This window comes from Pseudomonas sp. MEJ086 (assembly GCF_030209025.1).
GTDB lineage: Bacteria > Pseudomonadota > Gammaproteobacteria > Pseudomonadales > Pseudomonadaceae > Aquipseudomonas > Aquipseudomonas fulva_A.
In genome coordinates this window covers 1-23,679 of the sequence record NZ_JARVSV010000007.1, presented here as the reverse complement: position 1 = coordinate 23,679, position 23,679 = coordinate 1, and the positions used below count along the sequence as shown (strand labels likewise).

Genomic DNA, 23,679 nt, shown 5'->3' with positions numbered 1-23,679 from the left:
TACTGAGGAATCCAACGCACGATCGAATCACGCGCATTGAATGGGAAGTGACCTATGCTGGCAGGCGGACCGCTGCACGTCGCCACACGCCTGGACAAGTGGATCAATACTACGCTGGTGGTCGTCAGCCTGGGCATTGTGCTGAGTTTTACGCTGATAGTTACCGACTTCTATCGCACCTACCGGGCACAGGCAAAAACCCTTACGCAACTGAGCGTATTCGAAGAAGCATTGCGCACCATGGAAGCCATATCCGCCGAGCGAGGGCCTACCAACGGCATGCTCGGCGGCCTCGGTGGAGATCCGCAGCGACTGCAGCGTGCCCGAACCCTGAGCGACGAGAGGCTCGGCTCTCTCGAGGTGGCGATTTCCGGCTGCCTGCCCTGCGAAGCATTGCCCTACCCCGTAGCGGAAATAAGCCAAGCCCTGGAGCGCGCGCGCGGACGGGTCGACAGTCTGCTGTCGCAGCCGGTCGGGCAGCGCGACCCGGCGAGCCTCGCGGAGGCCGTCTCGGCCATGATCGCGGCAACGGAGCGGATGTTCCCACTCGTCGATTGGTTTGCCCGCGACATGGTTCGCCGCACCCCGCAGATCGGTGCCACGCTGTACAACACCTATTGGGCTGCACGGCTGAGAGAGGTCGCTGGCCGCTGGGGCTCACAGCTGACCCCGGCGCTGGCCGAGCAGCGCCCTCTGCACGCTGCGGAAATTCGCCAGTTGCAGCTCACGGAGGGCCGCCTCGAACAATTGCAGGTGCAGCTCGGCCTCGGCATGAACAATCTGCCGAACCACTTCAGTGGCGCGGCCACACGCGAGTTGAAGACTGCCTATGCAAGCATGCAACAGGCGTATAGCCGTGAAGGAATGGAGTTGCACCGTAACGTGATGGATGCCCTGGCCCGGCACACGGCACCAACCCCGGCCGCATTCGCGGAGCGCTATGTGCCGCACATGGCCAGCATCATCGCCTTGCGCGACACCACCTTGCGCCTGACCAAGACCGACCTGCAGCGCACGACTCGAACATCGATGACCCACCTGCTGCTGGTTGCCGGCTCGGGATTCGCGCTCCTGCTGCTACTGGCTGCCGGCTATCTGTGGCTCAGGCGGCGGGTAATCAAACCGCTGCTGCTGGGCACGCACAGGATCATGACGCTCATCGATTCGCACAGCACGGCGCTCCCGGTCTCGGCGGACGATGGCTACAGCGTGTTCGAGACCCTGCAGGAGCTCGAGCGTCAGCTGCGACAGGCCCACGTGGTGCGTCGTGAACGTGATGAACTGATCGCCGAACTGAAGGCCAACGCGGAAACCGATCACCTTACCGGGCTACCGAATCGCCGCGCCTTCGACCGCTTGTTCCAGGCGCCCGCACAGGACGACAGCCGCCAACGCGCGATCATCCTGTTCGATATCGACCACTTCAAGCGCGTCAACGACACCTATGGGCACCCGGCTGGAGACAGGCTCCTGCAGCTCATCGCCGCGCGCTGCCAGGCGCAGATCCGCGGAGAGGAGCGCATCGCCAGAATTGGTGGTGAAGAGTTCGCCATCCAGTTGTGGCTATCGAGCGCCGAGGCTGCCCTGCACTTCGCCGAGCGCATACGCGGTGCCATCAGCGAAGCGCCGTTCGATCTCGGCCTGGATCACCCCATCGCCGTGACGGCGAGTTTCGGTGTCGCGCTGGCGAGCCAGGCCGAGGACGATGATGTCGAGACGCTGCGCGCCCTGGCCGACGAGGCGCTCTACAAAGCCAAACGCAATGGCCGCAACCGCAGCGAGCTGGCCATCTAGGTCGATCGCCATGGCCCTTGCGCTTCGGCCGTGCAGGTAAGCCGGCGTCAGGCGAACGGCAGCACCACTCGCACTTCCAGGCCGCCCTGCTTGCGGTTGCGCAGCGTCAGGCTGCCGCCGTGCTCGAGTACCGTGGCACGGGCGGCCGACAGGCCCAGGCCAACGCCGCCGGTGTGCTTGTTGCGCGAGCCTTCGATGCGGAAGAAGGGTTTGAAGACCTCCTCCTGATGCTCTTCGGCGATGCCCGGCCCGCGGTCCAGCACGCGGATCTCCACCGCATGCGCGCCCTCTCCCAGCTCGATGAGCGGTTCATGGCCGTACTTGATGGCATTGTCCAGCAGGTTGGTGAGCATGCGCTTGATGCCAATCGGGCGACCCACGTACACCACCCGGCTCGGGCCGCGCAATTGCACCTCCAGGCCTGCATCCTTGTAGTCGTCGACCACGGTGTGCAGCAGTTCGGCGAGGTCGAAGGCGGTCGCCGGTTCAAGGCGGGCGTCGTCGCGGAAGAACTCCAGGGCACTGTTGACCATGGCCTGCATCTCGTCCACATCGCGGAACAGCTTGGCCTGCTGGTCGGGGTCTTCGACGAACTCGCCGCGCAGGCGCATGCGCGTCAGCGGCGCACGCAGGTCGTGGGAGATGGCGGCGAGCATCTGCGTGCGATCGTTGATGAAGTGCTGCAGTTGGGCCTGCATGGCGTTGAAGGCGACGATGGCCTGGCGAATTTCCTGTGGCCCTTCGACGGCAATCGGCGGCGCGCGAAAGTCGCTGCCGAAGCGCCGCGCGCCACGGGCGAAGCGCTCCAGGGGCGCGGCCAGATGGCGGGTGGCGACCAGTGCGACGACGATGGTCGAAAGCAGGACCAACGCGATGATGACAAGGCTGCGCGGCAGCTCGTCGAGGCCCCAGTTGCGGGTGAAAGCCGAGAACTTCACCCAGGAACCATCACGCAACTCGACCAGCAGGGCGTATCCCGCGCGCGGGTCATCGGCCGGCCAGTCGGCTGGCTCGTAACCGACGATCCTGGCGCTGGGGTTGCGCAACTGGTGGCGCAGAAAGTCCTCGCCGGAGCGAAAGTCCGCGTCGTCGTCCGGCGCGGGCACCCCGGCATCGTCGAAACGGCTTAGCCAGGTGGTGGTGTAGACCTCGTCACTGGCGGACCTGGCAATCGACGGCCGTTGCTCGGGTGGCGCTGCGTCGATGATGCGGCTGATGCTGGCCAGGCTTTCCAGCAGGCCGGTTTGCAGCAGGGGTGGCCGTGCCCAGACACCCGCCAGCTGGCTGAGCAGCCAGGTCAACAGCAATGCGGTGAGCATCGCCGCCGTGGTGGTCAGGGCGATCCAGCGGGCCACGGTATCGCTGGGGCGATTGAGCCTTTCCAGCAGTTTCATCGTTTCACCAGCACGCTGGGGGTGAACAGGTAGCCGCTGTTGCGCACGGTACGAATCATCGGTGAAGCGCTGACATCGCCCTCCAGCTTGCGGCGCAGGCGGCTGACCTGCACGTCGATGCTGCGGTCGAAGGCCTCGAAGGCTTCGCCACGGGTCATGTCGAGCAGTTGCTGGCGGCTCAGCACCCGGCGCGGATGTTCGGCGAACACCAGAAGCAGTTCGAATTCGCCGCCGGAGAGCGGAATCATCACCTTGTCCGGCGAGCGCAGCTCACGGCGAGTGACGTCCAGCTGCCAGCCGGCGAACTCCAGGGTTGGTCGCGGCTTGTCGTTCAGCACGCTCTTGACCTCCCCCGTGCGGCGCAGCACCGCCCTTACCCGGGCGAGCAGCTCGCGGGCGTCGAAGGGCTTGGTCAGGTAGTCATCGGCGCCGAGTTCCAGGCCCACCACGCGGTCGCTGAGTTCGCCCATGGCGGTGAGCATGATCACCGCCACCGCGTGCTGGCTGCGCAGGCGCTGGCAGAGCACCAGGCCGCTTTCGCCGGGCAGCATGACGTCGAGGATGACCAGATCCGGCAACTGCCGCTCCATCGCCTGCCACAGGCTGTCGCCGTCGGTTGCCACATCGACGCAATAGCCGTGTTGCTCGAGGAATTTCTTCAGCAGGGCGAGGACTTCGAGGTCATCGTCGACAAGCAGTAAATGGATCACGCAACGCTCTCTGCCGGCAGGTTCTGGAGCGGCTATCTAAAACCATTGGCGCGGGCGCGTCATATATTTCAATCCGGCAATAAAGCTGCGCTGTCGCAACAGTTGAGACATTCCCGAGCAAAACCTAGGAGGCAGCATGGGTGCAGTCCCCATCGAGGTTTCAGCATGCCGACCATCACTGTCGTTACCCCCTTCGTCCGCACCCTTTCGCTCGCCGCTGCCGTAGCGCTTGCAGGTGGCTGCGCGAGCTCGCCACCCGCTGGCAGCGGTGCCGTCTGCCAGGCGGCCACCTACGAACCTCGTGACCCTGCCGAGCCGGTCAACCGCGGCATCTTCGCCTTCAACAGGACGGTGGACGACTACGTGCTGTCGCCGGTCGCCCGGGGCTATCGGCACCTGCCCGGCTTCGTGCAGAGCGGCGTGCACAACTTCGTGGCCAACTTCGGCGAGCCCAAGGTGTTCATCAACGACCTTCTGCAGGGCAACGGTCGGCGCTCGGTGACCACGGTGGGCCGTTTCGCGCTCAACACCACGGTGGGCATCGTTGGCCTGGTGGATGTGTCCGGGCGGCTGGGCATGGAGCGCCACGACGCCGACTTCGGCCAGACCTTCGGTGTGTGGAATATCGCCAACGGCCCCATCGTCGAACTGCCACTGCTGGGCACCGGCAACCTGCGCGACGCCACGGGCAAGGTGCTGAGCTTCGCGGTGTCGCCGTTCGGCAGCAACAGCGATACGGTGCAAACCCTCAGTACGGTGGATACCGTCGGCGGCATCGTCGATGGCCGCGCGGAGGCCCTGCCGCTGACCGACGAGCTGAGAAAGGAGCCCGACTATTACGTGGCGCTGCGTAACGCCGTGGCCGAGCGCCGGGCGCACTTCGTGAGCGAAGGGAAACTCGGTGCCGAGCTGGACCTGGCTCATGGCTGCGACAATGGGGTGCACTGATGAACAACGACGACGTGCTGCTTCTGCATCGGCGGATAAGAACGCCGGACCGGGCGTCGCTGCACTGCCGCGAACTCGAGCTGCGCCTCGACGCCGATGGCCGCCACCTGGTGCTCAGCCGCTATACCGAGCTGTATTGCGAAGACCAGTCCATCTGGGGTGCCACACGCGACCACAAGGTGCCCCTGGTCAGCCTGCTGCGCTGGATGATCAGCCAGGGGCACGGGCCCGAGACCGCCGTGGTGGACAAAAAGAGCGTTGTCCGGCCGTCGTCCTGCCAGCTTGTCGCGGGCTCGGTGGGCTGAAGCCCACCCTACCTGTGCCCCTCTCCCGCCGTAGGGCGGATCGGGGCGCGTAGCTGACGCGATCCTCATTCGGGACGCGTGTAGGGTGGGCTTCAGCCCACCACCTGGTCTAGCCGCGCCTGCAACTCGGCGCGCCGTGCGGCATCGGCGGCTTCCTTGTTCTGCAGGCGTTCCAGCAAGTCAGCGGCCTGTTCGGCCGCGAGCACGTAGATGCCATCGTCGTCGGCCACCAGCAAATTGCCGGGGTGCACATCGACGCCGCGGATGGTCACCGGCACGTTCACCGCGCCGTGCTCACCGAGGGAGCGCGTGGTGTAGGCACTGACGCCGCTGCAGAAGATCGGCAGGCCAAGCGCTCGCAGGGCGCGCACGTCGGTCACCGGGCCGTCGATCACCACGGCGGCCAGGCCCTTGATGCGTGCGGCGAGGGTACGCAGTTCCCCCCAGCAGGCGCAGCCCCGCTCGCCCTGGTTGGCGACCACCAGCACATCACCGGGCTGGCTGGCGATCAGGGCGTCGCGCAGCACGCTGCCATCCGGCGCGTGGATCTGCACGGTGGTCACACGGCCAACGACGTGCACGTCGCCCACCAGCGGTGGCAGGCCGTGAATGTGGCCCTCACGCAGAAAGTGGCCGATGGTCGACGCGGCGATGCCTCGGTAGGCATCGAGCACTGCGGCGGGCATGCTGTTGGCTGGTGCTGCGAATGTCATCTGGCGGCCCTCGGGCGGATCAATGGGCAGGTCGAGCAATACTCCACCGGATCGCTGGCCTGGTAGTAGAAACAGCAGGTCCTGCGAAAGCGCACGGCGCGCGCGCCGTCGTCGACCAGCGTCAGCGGCCGGTTGAAGTGTTTGAGCGGGTTGTAGTCGAGGCCGAACACGCTGCCCGGCGCCTGCTCCGTCAGCCAGTGAAAGTCCTCGACACAGCGCCGGCCGGTTTCGGCGCAGTCGAGCTTGGCCAGGCGCCGCTCGTACAGTGAGTACACCCGCACCGCGGTGTTTTCCCAGAGGATGCGCCGCGATACGCCCGTGACGCCGTAGAAGGTATCCCATAGGGGCTGCAGCAGCCCGGCGAACAGCTGCGTGGTCACGGCCTCGCGCCAGTCATCACGAGCGCCCGGCTCGGGCCGGCTGACCGCCAGGCTGTGCAGCGGCAGCGACGACGTCCACACACCGTCGTCGTGGCCATACTCGATGAAGGTGTTGGCCAGCGACAGTTGCAGGCCCTTGTCGTAAGCCGACATGGCGTACAGACAGGCGCCGGTGAGCAGGAACGACAGGCGCTTGCCCAGCAGGGAGGCGGTGATGCGCCGCGACGGCGAAAGGATCACCGGCCCGAGCTGATCCAGCAGCGCGATACAGGTGGTTTCGTCCAGCAACTCGGCAGCCGGCAGGCTGCGTCCACGGTCGCGTTCCTCCTCGCGGCGCAGTCGCAGCGCGACTGACAGGCTGGCCCATTCGGCGTCGCTGAAGCTCATCGCGGAATGTCCCGGCCAAAGGGGATGCACAGCGGCGTATGGAAGAACGGGTCGGGAATGATCCGGCAATCCAGATCGAACACCGTCTTGACCAGCGCCTCGGTGAGAATGTCCGCCGGGCGGCCCTGGGCATAGGCGGTGCGCTGGTGAACGGCGACCATGTGATCGGCGTAACGGCAGGCCAGGTTGAGGTCGTGGAGCACCATGACGATGGTCTTGCCCTCCTGACGGTTGAGCTCGCGCAGCAGATCGAGCACTTCGATCTGATGGGCCAGATCGAGAAAGGTGGTCGGCTCGTCGAGCAGCACCAGCTCGGTTTCCTGGGCCAGGGTCATGGCGATCCAGGCGCGTTGCCGCTGGCCGCCGGACAGGGCGTCCACCGGGCGCTCGGCCAGCTCATCCAGGCCGGTGCGGCTCAGGGCACGGACCACCACGGCCTCGTCTTCGGCGGACCATTGCTGCATCCAGCTCTGGTACGGATAACGCCCCAGCGCGACCAACTGGCGCACGCTGATGCCCTCGGGCGGCACCGGCATCTGCGGCAGGATCGCCAGCTCCCGGGCCACGGCGGCGGTCGGCTTGCGCTGGATGTCGGCGCCATTGAGGATCACCGTCCCCGACTGGGGCTTGAGCAACCGCGCGAAGGACTTGAGCAGGGTGCTCTTGCCACAGCCGTTGCTGCCGATCAGCACCGAGACCTGCCCGCGTGGCAATTCCAGGTCCAGGCAATCGATGATGGTCTGGCGTTGATACGCCAGGGTCAGGTTACGGCTCGCGATCGCAGTCATGTCGATGATTCCTCACTGCCGCTGTTTGATCAGCAGGTACAGAAAATAGGGGGTGCCGAACACGGCGACGAAGATGCCGGCAGGCAGGTCCAGCGGCAGAAACAGGGTGCGCCCCGCCAGGTCGGCGAGCATCACCAGGTTGGCGCCGACCAGCGCCGCCATGCAGGCCTGGGCGGCGAAGCCGATGGGGATCAGCTGCCGGGCGATGTGCGGAGCGATCAGCCCCACGAAGGCCATGGCCCCGCCCCAGGCGATAGCCGAGCCCGCCAGCGCCACGCTGACGGCGAGCAACGCGGCGCGCAGCCACTGCACGCGTACGCCGATGCCGCGAGCCAGCCCTTCGTCCAGTTGCTGAACCACCACATGGCGCGACAGCAGCATCAGGATCGGTAGCAGGCAGGCCAGCCAGGTCGCCAGCGCACGCACTTCGGGCCAGCCGGCGCCGTACACGCTGCCGGTCAGCCAGACATAGGCCGACAAGGTGGTGCTTAGCGGGCTGAACACCAGCATGAAGGTGGTGGCCGCAGCCAGCATCGCCGAGATGCCGACCCCGATCAGTACCAGCCGCAGCGGTGACGTGCCCTGCTTCCAGGCCAGGGCATAGACCGCCAGCGCGGCGGCCCCGGCGCCGAGCATCGCCGCCAGCGGCAAGCCGCCCATGCCCCACACCGCTGCGAAGCTGGACAGGTACAGCACCGCCGCTGCACTGGCGCCACTGGACAGCCCGAGCAGATCCGGCGACGCCAGTGGGTTGCGCACGATGGCCTGAAGGATCAGCCCGGAAATCGCCAGGGCGCCGCCGATCAACGCACCGAGCAGCAGGCGCGGCAGGCGCAATTGCTCGACGATGAACGACAAGGCCGCACTGCCCTCGCCCGCCAGCGCCTGCAAAACGCTCTGCGGCGACAGCGCGACCTTGCCCAGACACAGGCTCAGCAGCATCACCGCCACGCTGAACAGCACGGCCAGCAGCAGACGCAACGAGCCCTTGCGCTCGATGCGACGCGAGAACCCTCGCCAGCGTAAAGTCATCACGTCAAGCATTGCGGCCTCCACGCCTGGCCAGGGCAATGAAGAACGGCGCACCGAACAGCGCCGTCATCACCCCGACCGGCACTTCCTGCGGGAGAATCACCACCCGGGCCAGGATGTCGGCTACCAGCAGCAGCGTGGCCCCGAGCAGCGCGCAGCCGGGCAGCATCACCCGGTGGTCGATGCCGATCAGACGACGGACCACGTGCGGCACGATCAGGCCGATGAAACCGATGCTACCGGCCAGCGCCACCGCGCTACCGGCCAGCATCACCACCAGCACGCCCAGTTGCAGGCGAATCAGCCCGGTACGCTGGCCCAGGCCGATGGCGATCTGTACACCGGCGTTGAGCACGTTGACCTGGGCACCGAGCAGGCAGGCGACCAGCAAGGCCAGCAGCGCGCAGATCAGCAACGGCTGAGCGGTTTCCAGGCTGCGCTCGCTGAGCGAACCGGCCAGCCAGAACAGCACCGTGTCCAGGCCCTGTTGATCGATCACCAGCAGTGCCTGGCTGAAGGCGGTGAACAACGCGGTGATCGCCGCACCGGCGAGCACCATGCGCAACGGATTGAGCGCACCCTGCCCGCTATTGCCCACCAGCCACACCAACGCCCCGGCCACCGCCGCACCGACGAAGGCGCTCCACAGCCATTGCTCGGGAGAACTGATGGAAAACAGCGACAGGCAGAGAATCAGCGAAAAAGTGGCCCCGGCATTGATGCCGAACAGCCCCGGCGACGCCAGCGGGTTGCGGGTCATGGCCTGCATCAGTGCGCCGGCCACCGCCAGGCTGGCTCCGACCACCACCGCCATCAGCGTGCGCGACAACCGTGTGGTGCTGACCAAGAGTTGCTCGATGTTCAGCGGGTCGGCATGCAGCAGCGCGGCGAACACCGTGCGTGGCGCGATCCAGCTGGCGCCGATGGACAGGCTCAGCGCACAGCAGGCCAGCAGCATCAGCAGCGCGATGCCGAGTTTGACGGCGCCGCTCATGACTGGCCGCCCTGCAGAATCGTGCGTTCGATATCGTCGAGCATGCGATTGGCGCCGAGAATGCCGCCGGAGAAGATCCACGCCACCCCATCCACCCACCAGACCCGCCCTGCCTGGGGCGCCGCCATGCGCTGCCACAGCGGATGCGCGGTCAGGCTCTGGTAGTGACGCTGTACGCCCGGGCTGTCGGCACGCCCGAAGACGAAGAACACGTCGGCATCCACCACCGGCAGGCTTTCCCGACTGCTGAGCTTGATGGACACGCCCTGTGCATTGCGGCCCTGCTCGTTCCACACGAAACCGAGCTGGCCGAGCACGCTGCCGGCGAAGCTGTCGGGCAGGTAGCTGCGCAAGTGATCCTCGCGAACATCCAGTACCGACACGCTGAGCGGCCAGCGCTCGCCGAAATACGCCTGCAGACGAGCCCCGAGCGCAGCGATGCGTGCGTCCCAGCTCGCCTGCAGGGCATCCGCCTCGACCCTGCGCGCGGTGGCGGCACCCATCACGCGCAGGGTCTTCTGAAATTCGAAAACCTCGTCCAGCATCACCACTGGGCACAGCTGTTCGAGCAACCCCTGGATCCGCTCGTGGCGAAACCGCGAGGCGACGATCAGATCCGGCGCGAGCAAGGCGATGTCCTCCAGACTCGGCTGGGTTTCCAGGCCGACATGGGGCACGCCTGCCAGGGCTGGACGCAGGTAGCGATACATGGGCTTCTCGCTCCACGAATCGACTACGCCAGCCGGCCGAATGCCGAGCGCCACCGCGGTATCGGTGGCGCCCTGAAACAAGCTGATGACGCGCTGCGGTGCAGGCCCGGCCTTGGCCAGAGGGATTGCACCTGCAGCGAGAGCTCCCAGGGACAGGCGCATCAACGTGCGCCTGGACAACGATCCCTTATTACCTTCCAAGCTCGATCCTATTCAATGGATTGACGACTAGCCCCTTGCCGAACGGCATGCTGCCCGGCCCACCGGCTCGTTCGATCATCGGGCGCAGCAGGAGTTTCTGCGGCCAGGTGGCGGACTCGAACAACTGGCCACGCAACACGGCACGGGCCTGGTCGTCGAACGGCACGGCGGCAATTCGTCCGTTCAGCGCGTCACGCAGCACACGCCAGGCCTGCACGGCCGGCACGTCGTAGACCCGCTCCAGGGTGTCGATGATACCGCGCAGGTTGACCTGGATGCCCAGCGTCTGCAGCCAGAACAGCAGATCCTCGGGGCGCTCGTGGTAGAGCGTCTGGGCGTGGCCCTTCTTGATCCGGTACTGCGGGTCGAGCATGCCATTGCGCTCCAGCCAGGGCACGTACAGGCGCAGCGAGTCATGGTCACGCAGCAGCAGGCCGCTGACCGTGCCCGCGTCATACACCAGCACCGCATTCTGGCCGTGTACCTCGCCCAGCATGCCGAGGCGGAACATGCGCAGGTTGACGTCGAAGAACAGCTCGCACAATTCGCCGAACAACTGCAGCACCGAGGACGGGCCCGCAGGCAGACCGCGCTGGCGGATGCAATCGTCGAAGAAATGCCGGTCGCTGTCCTGCAACGGTGTGCCCAGCGCGGCCATGGGCAGCAGGCGCTTGGCGGGGTCCGCGAGCAGTTTCGGCGGATAGCCACGAACCATGGCCGAGAGGTGCCGCGGCGCCTCGTCGAACAATGTGCCGCCGTCAGGCATGTACCCCCACCATTTGCTTTCGTCGCAGATGTGCAGGGTTTCTCGCAGCACCTCGTCACGCTCCCGGCCCTGGCGCAGCAACGCTTCGCTCAGCCCGCCGTTGATCATCTTCACCGCGGGCAGATAACGGGAGGCGCCCAGCGAATAGACGGCCATCGGCAGCTTGATGTGATCGGCCGGCGCCGCCGCGCAAGCCAGTGAACGCAGGGAGGACGTGGGGTTGAAGCTGCCCTTCTGGAAGTTCAGACGGTGACAATCACCCCGCTCGAATGCGCCGCCGAGCTGCACAGGCAGCACCCGCTCCAGTTGCCAGGGGTGCACAGGCAGGGCGACATGGCTGTCAGCGAGGCCGAGGGCACGCAATTCGGCATCCAGGTCTGCGCGCTGCTCGGTATCGAGGATGTAGTGGGCTGGCTGGCAGCTGTCCAGGCCGTCGACGCCGTCGCCAAAGGTCAGACTGTCCTTGGCCACGGCCACCCAGTTGAGCGCCAGTGGCTGGTCGAACTCCGCCTGATACTGCCGGTACTGGGCATCGTCCAGGCCCTGCTTGGCCTTGGCCAGGGGATGGAACGGGCGGTCGCGCAGCGAGCCCCACTGCTCCATGGCCAGGAAGAATGCGGCACCGTCCTTTTCCAGCAGGCCGCCCGTAGGCACCTGATGGTCGAGTGACAGCGCAGTCTGCCGGACGCTGGTACGCAGCACGTCCATGAACAGCTCGATGCCCTTGTCGTTATCGACCGCATCGACTTTCACGCCCTTGAGGGCCAGAGCCATGAACGCATCGGGGCTCAGCGGCCGGGTGCTGCCGCCCTGCACGTCGAGCACCGGGGTTCCCGGCACTTTCTCCCAGGCCTGGGTGATGCCGGCCCGCAGGGCGACCGCCAGGCCGCGCTGCTCGGCCGGGTCGTAGTGCCAGTGCCAGATCTTGTGCGGCGCCTCCACGCTGGCGAGCGGCGAGTCGGGCTGAGCGGCACGCCAGGCGGCAGGCTCGGTCAGGTTGGCGTCGAGGGTGCCGAAGAAGTCTTCGGCGAGCAGGCAGTCGATCAGGTCCTGCATCACCAGATCGTTGGCGATGGCTTGCTTGGTGGTGGTCATGAGATCAGTTTCCTCTCGTCGAGGTGGCGGCCAGTCTGGCCTGGAGGGCGCGGAACGCGATGCCGCGTTCGTCGCCCAGCACGAAGGTATTGACGCCGCGTTCGAGCCATCGCAGGTGGTCATCGGGCTGGCGTGGTATGGCGCAGTACGGGATGCCGGCAGCCTGGGCGGCGCGCCAGGTATCGATCAGCGCTTCCTGCACGGCGGGCTGGTCGATACGCCAGGGCGTGCCGAACGACTGGGAAAGATCGGCAGCGCCTTCGAGGATCATGTCCAGCCCCGGCACTGCGGCCAGCTCGGCGGCACGCCGCACGCCCTCGACGCTCTCGATCATGGCCACGACCATGATCTGGCCGTTGGCCCGGGTGACGTACTCGGCCAGGCTGGCCTTGCCGAAGGCACCGGGACGACCGGCATTCAGGCTGCGCTCGCCCAGCGGGTGGTACTTGCAGGCGCGGATCGCCGCGCTCAGGTCTTCCGGCCGTTCCACCTGGGGCAGAACGATGCCCTGGGCGCCGCCGTCGAGCAGCCGCAGCATGCGTTTGCGGTCGAAGTCCGGCACCCGCACCAGGGGCGTGAGCCCATAGCTCTCGGCGGTGCGGATCATGTGCTCAACGGTTTCCGGGTTGATCAGCACATGCTCCAGATCGATGATCACGAAGTCGTAGCCGGCTTCGGCGATCAGCTCGATGGATGCCGGCGAGGGAATCGACGCGATCAGGCCACGGGTCCCCTCGCCCGCGGCCAGTTGCGCCTTGAGTCGATTGGTTCTCAGCATGTGCGTGGCCCATGGATGTGCAGTGGATTGGGCACCCGCTTGAAGCGTCGCTCACCGTCACCGAGTAGCCGGCGCTTGGTCAGTTCCTCCACTTCGTACTCGGCGGCGAACACGTCGAACACCGCGAAACGCGCTGCGTGTTGCGGGTGCTCGCGCTGGTAGTCGAGCACCACGGCGGCGGTCATGCGCCAGAACTCGCCCTCTTCCAGCCCATAGTGCTGACGCAGGAAGATCGCCAGCTCGGCCAGGCAGATGAAGAAGAACGCATCGCAGGAAAAATCCCGCACCGCATCGACATCCTCGGTGAGGATGAACGAGTTGCGGTTCAGCCGCGCGTGACTCTCGGGCAGCGGCACCAGGTGCGGCGCCAGGTGCGGGCGGGCCAGGTGCGCAGGCGAGTAGCGCACGCCGTCATGGAAGTCCTTGAGGGCGATACGCTCCGGCCAGCCGTCACGGTGGATCAACACGATGTTCTGGCCGTGGGACTCCATGCCGATGCCTTCGGCATAGAGCATGTGCACGATGGGCGCCACGCTGACCCGCAGCAGTTGCTGCACCCAGGCGTGCAGGCCATGGCGGGCGATCCAGGCATCGATGAAGGGCTGCTGGTCACCTTCGCCGTAGCGGTTCTCGACATGGCTGAGGCCATTGAAAGGCACGCCCTGCTCGCCCGGTTTCAGGTACGTATTGAGGTTCTCCCGCCAGATCGCACCGAGGGTGCCGTAGGCCTGGCTTTGCCGGATGGTCGGCAGTTGGGCGTAGTCGAAACTCACCCCGGCGACCTCGCCAAGCACCACGAAACCCAGTTCCCGGGCCGTGGCGTCGGTGGCGATCAGCTGTTGCAGCCAGTCGTTGATGATCGGCCCGTTCATCACCGTGTGCCGCGCCAGAATGCGCGTGCTGGAGGTGTTGGTCATGCTCAGCGCGAGCTTCACGTAGGGCTTGGTGGGCTCCTCGACGTTGGCCAGCGTGCGGATCGACTGCTGAGCCCGGTAATCGGCCCCCGAGGTGCCGAGGTAAAGCAGCTCGCCACTCGCCAGCTCGGCCTGGAAGGTCGGCACGATGACCTGCTCCCACTGCCAGGGGTGCACGGGGATCGGCCAGTAATCGTCCAGAGAGCGGCCCTGCTCGGCCAATGCGCGGTCGATCTCGGCCCAGCGCTGCTGACCGAATGCATCCGTCAGGAACGCCTGCAGATCCACACCCCGCGAGCCATTGGCGGAACCCAGCTGCCGGGCGATACCCAGCCAGACCACGGCCAGCGGCTGGCCGAACTCGGGGCCGTAACGACGGTTGTCGTCCAGGGAAAAGCCGATGCGCGACTTGTAGCAAGGGTGGTAGCTGTGGGCATCCATGAAATGCCGCTCCAGGGTATCGGCATCCAGGGTGTGCGGCGCTGCGGCGGGCCGGTAGCTCTGGGTGCGCGACTGCAGATCCTTGAGCAGCGTCTGCTCCAGTTCCTGAATGAAGCGTGGCATGTGCGGGCCGTCGGCCAGGGCGCCAAGCAGTTCCGCCAGCGCCTGGTGCAGATCCGGCTGGCTGGTCTGGCCCTGGGCATCGACACGCTGCAGGGTGGCCGGATCCAGGCGGATGATGGCGAAACTGTCGCTGAGCAGCCCCAGGCAGCGGTACTCGACCACGGCTTGGACCTGCTCATCGCGCCCTTCGACGATGAAGCGCTGGCGGCCGTCTGCGAGTGGCTCGCAGCGATAGCTCAGGACATCTTCGAAGAGCAGGGTTTGCAGCAGTTGCCCGATCACCCGTTGCGACACCTGGCGGTAGCGCTGAGGGTCCGCTGGAGTCAGCCAACCGTGGGCATGGGCGATGAGTTCGGGCAAACGAAGTGGAGAAAAGGAAGACATGGATAGACACCTCATGAACGGTGTTCGGACAGGGCCGAGCCTTGCTCGACCGGGTCGTTGGAAGGGGAATGCGGAAAGCGCCAGGCGAACGGCAGCGCGAGCAGGATCAAAACCGCGGTGGCGATGAACACTTCGCCGATGGCGCTGGCCGTACCGGCCTGGGCTGCCCCGGAGTGCACCGCGCCAGCATGGGCTGCCCCCCACTCATCGCCGAGGCGAATCTGCAGCCACAACGAGGCCAGCACGATGGCCAGTGACGACAGCAGACGGCGCGAGATGTTGTTCATCGCCGCCCCCTGTGTGATCAGCGCCTCCGGCAGCACGTCCAGCCCGGCGGTGGTCACCGGCATGTAGGACAGCCCCAGGCCGGCACCGCGTACCACCATCAGCAGGCAGATGGCCAGCATCCCGACATCGTGGTCGACGGTGCCCAGGGCGAAGGTCGGCAGGCCGGTCAGCAGCAAGCCGAGCGAAACGATGCCCCGCGGCCCATGGCGATCGAGCAGCCTGCCGCCGTAGTGACCGAACAAGCTCGCCGACAAGGCGGTGCAGAGCAGCGCGATACCGGTCCAGATGGCACTGTGGCCCATCACCATCTGCACCAGCAGCGGCACCAGCACCAGGCACTCGAACATGCCGATGGATTGCACCACGGCGATGATCACGCTCGACCGGTAGCCTTTCAGGGCGAAGATACGCAGCTCCAGCAGGGGCGCCGTGTGGCGCAACTGATGCCTGACGAACCCCAGCAGGCAAGCCGCCGCCAGCAGCAGACCGAGCAGGTTGAGCGGATCCTGCAGGGCCTGCATGTGGCGAAGTTGCCCCACGGTGAGCATGAGCACGCCGATACCGACCGCGACCAGCAGGTAGCCGGTCAGATCGAACGGCTTGCCCGCCCCTGCCTCGTTCCTCGGTAGCACGTTGACGCCCAGGCCGAAGGCCAGCAGACCGATGGGGACGTTGACCAGGAACAGCGCACGCCAGTCGTACCCCTGCAGCACCAGGCTGCCGCACAGTGGCCCGACCGCAGGCGCGAGCATCACGGCAGCGCCCCAGAGGCCGGTAACCGCACCCCGCTCACCTTTCGGATAGACCGAAAAGATGATCGCCAGCGACAGCGGAATCATCAGCCCGCTGGCGATGCCCTGCACCACCCGCGCGGTGATCACCCAGGCGATGGAGTCGGCCATGGCGCCCAGCAGCGAGCCCGCCACGAACAGCGCCAGGCCGGCCAGGTACATGAGCTTGCGGCCCACGCGCTGCGCCAGGTAGCCGGTCAGCGGCATGGTCATGCCCATGCTCACCATGAAGGCGGCGACTATCCAGGTGGCCATCACCGGGCCCAGCTCGAACGCCTCGATGAAGGCCGGCAATGCCGGATTCAGCGAGGTGTTGTTGAGGCTCACGGTGGTGGTACCGAGGATCACGGCGACCACTACCAGCCGGCGCGACGCCACGACGGGAGCCCGTGCCGGCGCCATCATCCAGCACCTCCGCGGCGGCCCTCGGCCCCGATGAACAGCTGTTTAGGCCGCGGATGACAGAGGAAATCGGCATGCGAGATGTTGTAGCCGTAGGCACCGGCCAGCGGCAGCACCAGCAGATCGCCCACGGCGGCATCGACCAGTTGACGACCACGGCTGAGCACGTCCTTGGGTGTACACAGCTGGCCGACGATGGTCCATGGCCGAGGCGCACCGCTCGGTGCACGGCCTGTCGCTGGCAGATGGATCACCGGGTGGTCATGGCCCTGGGCGACCGGCAGGCGGAACTGATGGGTGCCGCCGCGGCAGACCAGAAAATGCTGGCCGTGGCTGGATTTGGCGTCCAGCACCTCGATGGCGTAGTAGCCGCAGAACGCACTGATGAAGCGCCCCGGCTCGAAGCGTACCAGCGGCGCGTCGCGCAACGCCCCAAGGCGTTGCTCGAGGTGGCGGCACAGGCGCGCCCAGTCGAACCGCTCGCCGCTCAGGTAGTCCACCCCGATGCCACCGCCGACGTTCAGGTGAGTGATCGTCCCAGGCCGCGTGGCCAGGGCCTTCCATTGCGTCCAGCGCTGCAGATACAGATCGAGCAACTGCTCGTGGCGCTCCACCTGCTGCTGATGGGACATCGCATGCACATGGAAGCCCTCCAGCCGCAGATGGCTGCAGGCTTCCACCCGCCTGATCGCTTCAGGCACGTCGGCCTCGTCCAACCCGAAAGGCGTCGCGGTGCCGGCCATGGCCAGGCGGCTGGAAAGCGTGGCTGGCAGTTCCGGATTGATGCGGATGAACACCGCCTGCACACGGCCCAGCTCTGCGCCGATGCGTTGCAGGCGGTCGATCTCGCCGAGACTCTCGACGTGGATCGCTGCCACGCCATGGTTCAGCGCCGCACGCAGGTCGGAGTCCAGCTTGCCGGGGCCGGAAAACACGAAGGGTTTGTCGCTGGCGGCCGCTTGCAGTCGCTCGATCTCGCCACCAGAGGAGATCTCGAAGCCGTCGACCAGAGGCAACAACGTCTGCAGGATCGGCGCCTCGCTGTTGGCCTTGATCGCGTAATACAGCTCCACGCCCGCTGGCAGCTCGGCCATCACCTCGCGAACATGCCGCGCCAGTGCATCGAGGTCGTAGACGAACACCGCCAGGGGATCCGCCGCGCGGCTGCGGGCCTGCTCGATGGCGTCGAGCACTGTCGTGGGCAGCTTATCCATGGGCTGCCCCCTCGCCCCACGGGCACACCAGCTGTACGTAACCGGCATGCCGGTCGGCCTGGGCCGAGAGACGCACCTTGAGGTTGGTCTTGCAGGCTATCGGTTCCCCGGCAAGCAGCGCGTCCAGCTCCGGTGCTGGCCGTGCCAGTTCACCACGCAGCGCGAACAACTGGCGCTCGACCCGTTGCCACATGCTGGCCGCCAGGTGCGGGCGGTCCCAGCTCAGTGCCAGGATCGCTTCGGACAGGTTGTTGACGAACAGGCAGTAGCTGATGCGCTTCCAGCCCTGCTGCCGCGAGTAAGTCAGCGACTGGCGAACGCGCTCTTGCACGCCCTCTTCGATGTAGCTCACCCCGAGATCGTCGGTGAGCTTCACGCCTTCGAAGTCGCGCAGCAGCAATTGCGCTGGCCAGCCGTTGTCGTGGACCAGTACCGCGTTCTGCAGGTGCGGCTCGAGCACCACGCCGTGATTGAAGAACAGCGACAGCACCGGCCGCAGCAACAGCGCCTGGTAGGCCTCGAACCAGCCCAGCAGATGGTCGTCGCTGGGCTTTTTCGATCCCTGCTGCAGGAAACCATGGATCAGCGGCCGCAGTTGCAGGTCCCTGGCGAACAGCGTACCCGCCATCAGGCAGGATTCCGGCGGTGCGTAGCGGCAGAAGTTCTCGCGCAGGATGGCGCCGGTCTGCTCGCGGAACCAGTGGCTATCCTCGGCGCTGCTCTGCGCCGGGGCCCAGCTCAGCGAACCCGGCTCGCTGACCAGGGTAGCGCCGCCGATGCTGGCCTTGTGCTCGCGCTGCAGGCGCGTGAACAGACGGTCGATGAGCATGGCGCTGTCCAGTTCGTACCAGGCGTTCTTGCGCACGCAGTTGGTGATGCGCACGTTGAGCGAGCCCTTGAGGAAATAACCGCGGCCTTCGCCGTACCAGGTACGCATCGAGGCGGTGGGGCTGGCCAACGGGCCCTTCTGGCCGAGATCGACGATCTCGCCACGGGCGATCAGCGCCTTGACCCGCGGGTCGGCGAGAAACAGCTGCGCCTGCACCGGGTGCAGACAGATAGCCGCACGCCCGCTGCGTGCCAGGCCCTGGCTGGCGAAACCTTCGAGCACCTGCTCATCGCTCAGGCCGTTGCCGCGCACCTGCAGGCCATCACGGGGGACTTCGAGAACATGCAGCGGGACCCGGGCGCGAAACTCCGGAGCATAGGTCTTCTGTCCCAGATGGTCGGGCCACAGTCGGGCCTTGGGCGCCGGGTGGTTGGGGTGGCCGAACCAGAGTCCCTGCTCGCTGGCCAGGTAGTCGCGCAGCGGGTGCTGGTCCTGCGCCTGCAGCGCGCTGTCGACGATGGCCGCGGTAACGCCCTGGCTCTGCATGACCTGTTCGAGCAATTCGTCGTTGCGCGAGCCGGTCAGTTGCTGGCAGGCCTCCAGCAGTTGCGCGGCGAATTCGGCGAACGGCGGGCAACGCCAGTCGGCATCGCCCTGGCGCGTGTACACGTCGCTCAAGTAACGCTGGCTGCCGAGCGGATCGCGGCGATCCACCAGCACCAGAAACTGCCGCCTTTGCGGCAGATCGATCACCAGTGGCATGCCCTTGCCCTGAATGGCGCGCAGGTAGCTGGCGGGTGCGATACCTCTTACATGGGAAGGCCAGGCATAACGTGCGCAGTTCTCGGGCAGCGCGAACTCCTTGATCAGGCAGTTGAGCAGCGCGTGGGAGGCAGCCATTTCACTGACCACCCGTGCCAGGCTGGCACGCACGGAGTCGATGCGAGTGACGTCGCTCGGCTGGGCATCGAGGTCTGGGTAGGCACGCACGGCGCGTGCAGACAGATCAGCCACGGGCACCTCCCAGCGCGGCGTCCAGCGCGCGCTCGAAACGGACGATCACTTCACTGCACTGCGCCTCGTCGATGATCAATGGCGGCAACAGGCGGATGACGCTGCCATTGCGCCCGCCTCGTTCGAGCAGCAGCCCCTGCCTGAAGCAGTGGCTCTGAATGGCAGCCGACAGCGCAGCATCCATGGGGTGGGCGCCCAGCGCGTCGGCAGGCTGACGCTCGTCGACGATTTCCAGGCCGAGCATCAGCCCGCGACCACGCACCTGACCAATCACCGGGTAGCGCTCACGCAGCGCATCGAAGCGCTCTTTCAGCCAGTCACCGCGCACCCGAGCCTGCTCGGCCAGGGCATCGTTCTGAATGATCTGCAGGGTGGTCATGCCGCTGGCCATGGCCATCTGGTTGCCGCGGAAAGTGCCGGTATGGGCGCCCGGTTGCCAGGCATCGAACTCGCGCTTGATGGCCAGTACCGCCAGTGGCAGGCCGCCGCCGACCGCCTTGGACATGACGATGATGTCGGGCTCGATATCGGCATGCTCGAAGGCGAACATCCGCCCGGTGCGACCAAAGCCGGCCTGCACCTCGTCGAGGATCAGCAGGATGCCGTGGCGCCGGGTGACCTCGCGCAGGGTTCGCAGCCATTGATTGGGGGCCGGGTTGGCCCCGCCCTCGCCTTGCACCGCCTCGACGATCACCGCAGCCGGCAGACAAACGCCGCTCTCGACATCCTCGATGAACTGGGTGAAGTAGTAGGACAGCGCACGGGCACCCGCCTCGCCGCCGATGCCCAGCGGGCAACGGTATTCGTGGGGGAACGGCATGAACTGCACACCGGGCATCAGCGAGGCCACGGCATCTTTCGGGCCGGTATTGCCGGTCACTGCCAGGGCACCATGGGTCATGCCGTGGTAACCGCCGGAAAAGGCGATCACGTTGCTGCGCCGGGTAACGGTCTTGGCCAGTTTGAGCGCGGCCTCCACGGCATCGGCACCCGAGGGGCCGCAGAACTGCAGGCAATAGCCCTGGCTCGGCAGCACACCGAGCAGGGTCTCGCTGAAGGCATCCTTCAGCGGCGTGGTGAGGTCCAGGGTGTGCATGGGCACCCCGGAAGCCAGAAAGCTCGACAGGCTGTCGACGATGGCTGGGTGGTTGTGGCCCAGCGCCAGGGTTCCTGCGCCGGCCAGGCAGTCGAGGTACCGACGCCCCTCGACATCGGTCACCCACACGCCCTGCGCCTTGGCAATGGCCAGGGGCAGCTTGCGCGGGTAACTGCGCACATTGGATTCGAATCGTTCCTGGCGTTCCAGGTAATCCGCGTTGTTGCTGTGGGCCGAATCGCGCTGGAATCGGTCCAGTGGTATCGCTCGTTCACTCAACATGGTGCTCGCCTCTATCTGTTCGAGGCTCCGGTTGGAGCCGTTGAAAGTCGTCAGCACTGCACTCATCAGTCAATGGCAGGTCACGCAAAGCACGGGGCAGCCTTCTGCGAGGCTTCCCGCTTCATCCCTGAATGGTTGGTTTTATTGTGTGCGGCGAGCGCCCGGTACACGGGCGTTCACCGCAGAGGTGCTACGAACTGTCAGAACCCGAGGGTCGCCGACAGGATGAAGGTGCGCGGGGTCGCGAGCGTAAGGCCAGGCTCGCTGTCGTCCGAGGCGCCAGCGGAGATCCAGTCCCGGGAATTGGCCACGTTTTCGACGGTGCCGCGCAAGGTGACATCGGTCTCGTCGACCTTGAAGGCATAGCGCGCGCCCACGTCGTAGCGCGTCCAGGAGTCGATCTCCTTGGTATTCGCCTGATCCAGGTACTGGGAGCTGCTGTACATGCTGCGCGCGGTCAGGGTCAGGCCGTTAACCGTTGGCACGTCCCACTCAGCACCGAGGTTGGCGTTGTACTCGGGCGTTGCCGGAGCGCGGTTGCCGTCGGTGGCGCCGCCGTTGTTGGTATCTTCCAGGTTACTGTCGATGTACATCACGCCGCCGAGCAGGCGGAAGCCTTCGACCGGCTCGCCGAACACGTTCAACTCGATACCGTCGTTCACCCGTTTGCCACTGGGGCCGAAGGTACCCTCAACATTTAGGGCGGGTGCATCACCTGTCTCATAGGCAGGCTGCTTGATGCGGAATACAGCAGCGGTAATGGCGAACTTACCCATGTCGTATTTGGCACCGGCCTCGAGCTGACGGCTGATGAATGGAGGGAATATGTCGTCTTCGTTGATGGCGGTCGAGGGGGCGATCTTGCCCTGGCTCAGGCCTTCCATGTAGTTGGCGTAGAGCGACAGTTGGTCGGTGGCCTTGAACAGCACGCCGACCGACGGCGACAGTTTCTCTTCGTCGTAGCCGGTCTCACCCTTGATGCCGTTTTCCCAATCGTCGACCTTGACCCGCTGCCAGCGGGCGCCAAGGGTCAGCAATACACGATCGTCCAGAAAACCCATGGTGTCGGAGAGCGCGACACCGCTGAAACGGTTCTCGGTGTAGACCTTGGCGTCATCTCGAGTCCGTACGGTTGGCTCAGGTGTCGCGATCGGGTTGTAGAGATTGCCCGCGCGGTTGGCGTAACGCCCGCCGCCGTTCTCGAAGTCCATGGAGAAGTAATCGGCTGCCAGGTTGATCTCATGGCTGACTGGGCCGGTCTGGAACCATTTACGCACGCCCGCGTTCACCGTACGCACGTCTTCTTCCCGGGTGAAGTCGCGCGGCGAAACGGTGAAGTCACCGGCAGCATTGGTGATGGATACGTTGTGACGGAGGAAGTCATGGCTGCTCTTGCGCGCGCCCACAGCGCCATAAACCATTAGCGAGTCATCGATATCGTACTCACCGCGCAGGGCACCAAAGGTGTCACTGGTTTCAGCCTTCGTCCAGGCCTGGGCGTAGTTATGGCGCACGTCACTGGCTCTTGGCACCGGTGCAGCTGCGTTTACCAGTACGCGCTCCTGCGGCGCGTCGGTGTCGCGCTCGGTATGACCCACATCCATCGACAGACGCAGGCGTTCATCGCGGAAGTCCAGACCGAGCACGGCCATTTCGCGGTTGACCTTCTGCTGATCCCACTCGGTATCGCCGGACTGTTTCACCCCGTTGAAACGGATACCGAAGCGGTTGTCCTCGCCGAAACGACGGCCGACATCGACGGCGCCGCCAACCTGGCTGTCCGACGCATAGCTGCCGGTGAATTCGGTGATCGGCTTGTCGGTGGCGCGCTTGGGCACCACGTTGATGCCGCCGCCAACGCTGCCCCGCGGCGAGATGCCGTTGACCAGTTGGGTCGGGCCTCTGAGGATGTCGACACGATCGGCCATTTCCATGTCGATGGAGTACGTCGGCATGATGCCGTACAGCCCGCCGTAGGACACGTCGCTGTTGAACAGGCTGAAACCACGGATGGTGAACTGCTCGAAACGGCCGCCCGCCGGGTTGGTCGAGCGTACTGCCGGGTCGCTGGCGGTCAGGTCTGCCAGGGTGCGCGACTGATTGTTCTTCACCGCCTCGCTGGTGTAGGTGGTCATGCTCAGCGGCGACTCCATGAAGTCTCGCGAACCCAGCAGCCCTTGGGAACTGCGGCGCGCCACCTGGCCACCGGCGTAGCGCTCGCCTTGCAGGCTCTCGGCCGGATCGGTAACGCCGCTGATCGCCGTCGGGGCAATTTCCATGGCAGAGGCGCCTTCGCTGGCTGGCACCAGGGTATAGGCTTCTGCACCAACCGGCTGCAGGCGCAACCCGCTGCCCTGCAGCAGCCGCGCGAAGCCTTCGTCGACGCTGTAGGTGCCGGAAAGCCCCTGAGTGCTGTGGCCACTGACCAGCGCCGGATCGACGGAAAGGCTCACCCCAGCCTGACTGGCGAAACGGCTCAACGCGGCACCCAGGTCGCTGCCCGGCACGTTGTAGCTGCGCTCCTGGCTCTGGGCATGAGCGGCGAACGGTGCGACCGCCCCGAAACCGAGCAGCAGGCTCAGGCATACCGTCGAGTAGGAAATGGATGACACCAGACGAGGCCGATGACGTGTCATGGATGGCATTGGCAAGACTCTCTTTTTAATTCACTTACTACCCATGACAGGCCAGTGAAAAAAAAGGGACAGCGCGCGGGAAGAAATTTCACAACCCATGCGCAGGAACCGCTCTCGGGCGATTTTCGCTGGGTGACGATTGCCATGGCCGCAAGCGCTTCGCCCGCAAGCGGGCTCCTACAGGTTTCGATCTCCACGGGTTGCCGGGGCCGCGGGCCTAGCGCATTGGCGCCGTACATTCACCTCGCAACCGCCCCAATACCGTAGGAG

General features: G+C 65.9%; 19 protein-coding genes. 3 read left to right on the top strand and 16 right to left on the bottom strand.

Features of this window, described 5'->3' with window-relative positions:
• The first annotated feature begins 54 nt into the window (after positions 1–54).
• Positions 55–1,794 carry a GGDEF domain-containing protein gene (locus QRN22_RS04300; protein WP_042556505.1) on the top strand — a complete coding sequence of 580 codons (1,740 nt, stop codon included), beginning with the start codon at positions 55–57 and terminating at the stop codon, positions 1,792–1,794.
• Positions 1,795–1,841: 47 nt separating this feature from the next.
• Here the strand turns inward: QRN22_RS04300 and QRN22_RS04295 are convergent, their stop codons facing one another.
• Both QRN22_RS04295 and QRN22_RS04290 read right to left on the bottom strand, forming a co-directional pair.
• Positions 1,842–3,188 carry an ATP-binding protein gene (locus tag QRN22_RS04295; protein WP_042556504.1) on the bottom strand — a complete coding sequence of 449 codons (1,347 nt, stop codon included), beginning with the start codon at positions 3,186–3,188 and terminating at the stop codon, positions 1,842–1,844.
• Entirely contained in the window at positions 3,185–3,898 is a 714-nt protein-coding gene (locus QRN22_RS04290; RefSeq protein ID WP_042556503.1) for a response regulator, read from the bottom strand. The genes QRN22_RS04295 and QRN22_RS04290 overlap by 4 nt, the downstream gene beginning before the upstream one ends.
• Before the next feature lie 165 nt (positions 3,899–4,063).
• On the opposite strand from QRN22_RS04290, the gene QRN22_RS04285 reads away from it, so the two are divergent.
• Both QRN22_RS04285 and QRN22_RS04280 read left to right on the top strand, forming a co-directional pair.
• Positions 4,064–4,846 (top strand): MlaA family lipoprotein, encoded by a 783-nt coding sequence (locus QRN22_RS04285; protein ID WP_042556502.1) that lies wholly within the window; start codon positions 4,064–4,066, stop codon positions 4,844–4,846.
• Positions 4,846–5,151 carry a hypothetical protein gene (locus tag QRN22_RS04280; protein ID WP_231570240.1) on the top strand — a complete coding sequence of 102 codons (306 nt, stop codon included), beginning with the start codon at positions 4,846–4,848 and terminating at the stop codon, positions 5,149–5,151. Before QRN22_RS04285 ends, QRN22_RS04280 begins: the two co-directional genes overlap by 1 nt.
• 92 nt (positions 5,152–5,243) lie before the next feature.
• Here the strand turns inward: QRN22_RS04280 and QRN22_RS04275 are convergent, their stop codons facing one another.
• The 14 genes from QRN22_RS04275 to QRN22_RS04210 all read right to left on the bottom strand — a co-directional run bounded on the left by QRN22_RS04275 (position 5,244) and on the right by QRN22_RS04210 (position 23,418).
• Entirely contained in the window at positions 5,244–5,864 is a 621-nt protein-coding gene (locus QRN22_RS04275) for an RraA family protein (RefSeq protein WP_042556500.1), read from the bottom strand.
• Entirely contained in the window at positions 5,861–6,631 is a 771-nt protein-coding gene (locus QRN22_RS04270; RefSeq protein WP_042556499.1) for an IucA/IucC family C-terminal-domain containing protein, read from the bottom strand. The genes QRN22_RS04275 and QRN22_RS04270 overlap by 4 nt, the downstream gene beginning before the upstream one ends.
• Positions 6,628–7,419: an ABC transporter ATP-binding protein gene (locus QRN22_RS04265; protein ID WP_042556498.1), complete on the bottom strand. Its 792-nt coding sequence runs from the start codon at positions 7,417–7,419 to the stop codon at positions 6,628–6,630. Before QRN22_RS04265 ends, QRN22_RS04270 begins: the two co-directional genes overlap by 4 nt.
• A gap of 12 nt (positions 7,420–7,431) precedes the next feature.
• A complete protein-coding gene (locus QRN22_RS04260; RefSeq protein ID WP_042556497.1) occupies positions 7,432–8,463 on the bottom strand; it encodes a FecCD family ABC transporter permease in 1,032 nt (343 codons plus the stop codon).
• Positions 8,456–9,445, bottom strand: coding sequence for a FecCD family ABC transporter permease (locus QRN22_RS04255; RefSeq protein WP_042556496.1), 990 nt, complete (start codon positions 9,443–9,445; stop codon positions 8,456–8,458). The genes QRN22_RS04260 and QRN22_RS04255 overlap by 8 nt, the downstream gene beginning before the upstream one ends.
• Complete coding sequence (locus tag QRN22_RS04250) at positions 9,442–10,317, bottom strand: ABC transporter substrate-binding protein (RefSeq protein WP_042556495.1); 876 nt, start codon at positions 10,315–10,317, stop codon at positions 9,442–9,444. The genes QRN22_RS04255 and QRN22_RS04250 overlap by 4 nt, the downstream gene beginning before the upstream one ends.
• 28 nt (positions 10,318–10,345) lie before the next feature.
• Positions 10,346–12,217, bottom strand: coding sequence for an IucA/IucC family protein (locus tag QRN22_RS04245; RefSeq protein WP_042556494.1), 1,872 nt, complete (start codon positions 12,215–12,217; stop codon positions 10,346–10,348).
• Positions 12,218–12,221: 4 nt separating this feature from the next.
• The gene (locus QRN22_RS04240; RefSeq protein ID WP_042556493.1) at positions 12,222–12,995 is read right to left on the bottom strand and encodes an HpcH/HpaI aldolase family protein; all 774 of its coding nucleotides are present in this window, start codon (positions 12,993–12,995) and stop codon (positions 12,222–12,224) included.
• Positions 12,989–14,857: an IucA/IucC family protein gene (locus QRN22_RS04235; protein WP_042556492.1), complete on the bottom strand. Its 1,869-nt coding sequence runs from the start codon at positions 14,855–14,857 to the stop codon at positions 12,989–12,991. The genes QRN22_RS04240 and QRN22_RS04235 overlap by 7 nt, the downstream gene beginning before the upstream one ends.
• Positions 14,858–14,868: 11 nt before the next feature.
• Complete coding sequence (locus QRN22_RS04230; protein ID WP_231570239.1) at positions 14,869–16,341, bottom strand: DHA2 family efflux MFS transporter permease subunit; 1,473 nt, start codon at positions 16,339–16,341, stop codon at positions 14,869–14,871.
• The gene (locus QRN22_RS04225; RefSeq protein ID WP_042556491.1) at positions 16,338–17,552 is read right to left on the bottom strand and encodes a type III PLP-dependent enzyme; all 1,215 of its coding nucleotides are present in this window, start codon (positions 17,550–17,552) and stop codon (positions 16,338–16,340) included. The genes QRN22_RS04230 and QRN22_RS04225 overlap by 4 nt, the downstream gene beginning before the upstream one ends.
• Positions 17,545–19,281 (bottom strand): IucA/IucC family protein, encoded by a 1,737-nt coding sequence (locus QRN22_RS04220; protein ID WP_042556530.1) that lies wholly within the window; start codon positions 19,279–19,281, stop codon positions 17,545–17,547. Before QRN22_RS04220 ends, QRN22_RS04225 begins: the two co-directional genes overlap by 8 nt.
• 106 nt (positions 19,282–19,387) lie before the next feature.
• On the bottom strand, positions 19,388–20,773 hold the full coding sequence (locus QRN22_RS04215) for a diaminobutyrate--2-oxoglutarate transaminase (protein WP_042556529.1): 1,386 nt from the start codon (positions 20,771–20,773) through the stop codon (positions 19,388–19,390).
• A gap of 200 nt (positions 20,774–20,973) precedes the next feature.
• The gene (locus QRN22_RS04210; RefSeq protein ID WP_042556490.1) at positions 20,974–23,418 is read right to left on the bottom strand and encodes a TonB-dependent receptor; all 2,445 of its coding nucleotides are present in this window, start codon (positions 23,416–23,418) and stop codon (positions 20,974–20,976) included.
• Positions 23,419–23,679: the final 261 nt, after the last annotated feature.

Bases quoted from the DNA above. Each gene is read 5' to 3' on its own strand.
- QRN22_RS04285 (WP_042556502.1), top strand. From the start codon at position 4,064: ATGCCGACCATCACTGTCGTTACCCCCTTCGTCCGCACCCTTTCGCTC.
- QRN22_RS04210 (WP_042556490.1), bottom strand. From the start codon at position 23,418: ATGCCATCCATGACACGTCATCGGCCTCGTCTGGTGTCATCCATTTCC.
- QRN22_RS04260 (WP_042556497.1), bottom strand. From the start codon at position 8,463: ATGCTTGACGTGATGACTTTACGCTGGCGAGGGTTCTCGCGTCGCATC.
- QRN22_RS04295 (WP_042556504.1), bottom strand. From the start codon at position 3,188: ATGAAACTGCTGGAAAGGCTCAATCGCCCCAGCGATACCGTGGCCCGC.
- QRN22_RS04245 (WP_042556494.1), bottom strand. From the start codon at position 12,217: ATGACCACCACCAAGCAAGCCATCGCCAACGATCTGGTGATGCAGGAC.
- QRN22_RS04230 (WP_231570239.1), bottom strand. From the start codon at position 16,341: ATGATGGCGCCGGCACGGGCTCCCGTCGTGGCGTCGCGCCGGCTGGTA.
- QRN22_RS04220 (WP_042556530.1), bottom strand. From the start codon at position 19,281: ATGGCTGCCTCCCACGCGCTGCTCAACTGCCTGATCAAGGAGTTCGCG.
- QRN22_RS04280 (WP_231570240.1), top strand. From the start codon at position 4,846: ATGAACAACGACGACGTGCTGCTTCTGCATCGGCGGATAAGAACGCCG.
- QRN22_RS04275 (WP_042556500.1), bottom strand. From the start codon at position 5,864: ATGACATTCGCAGCACCAGCCAACAGCATGCCCGCCGCAGTGCTCGAT.
- QRN22_RS04215 (WP_042556529.1), bottom strand. From the start codon at position 20,773: ATGTTGAGTGAACGAGCGATACCACTGGACCGATTCCAGCGCGATTCG.
- QRN22_RS04235 (WP_042556492.1), bottom strand. From the start codon at position 14,857: ATGTCTTCCTTTTCTCCACTTCGTTTGCCCGAACTCATCGCCCATGCC.
- QRN22_RS04250 (WP_042556495.1), bottom strand. From the start codon at position 10,317: ATGCGCCTGTCCCTGGGAGCTCTCGCTGCAGGTGCAATCCCTCTGGCC.
- QRN22_RS04240 (WP_042556493.1), bottom strand. From the start codon at position 12,995: ATGCTGAGAACCAATCGACTCAAGGCGCAACTGGCCGCGGGCGAGGGG.
- QRN22_RS04255 (WP_042556496.1), bottom strand. From the start codon at position 9,445: ATGAGCGGCGCCGTCAAACTCGGCATCGCGCTGCTGATGCTGCTGGCC.
- QRN22_RS04265 (WP_042556498.1), bottom strand. From the start codon at position 7,419: ATGACTGCGATCGCGAGCCGTAACCTGACCCTGGCGTATCAACGCCAG.
- QRN22_RS04300 (WP_042556505.1), top strand. From the start codon at position 55: ATGCTGGCAGGCGGACCGCTGCACGTCGCCACACGCCTGGACAAGTGG.
- QRN22_RS04225 (WP_042556491.1), bottom strand. From the start codon at position 17,552: ATGGATAAGCTGCCCACGACAGTGCTCGACGCCATCGAGCAGGCCCGC.
- QRN22_RS04270 (WP_042556499.1), bottom strand. From the start codon at position 6,631: ATGAGCTTCAGCGACGCCGAATGGGCCAGCCTGTCAGTCGCGCTGCGA.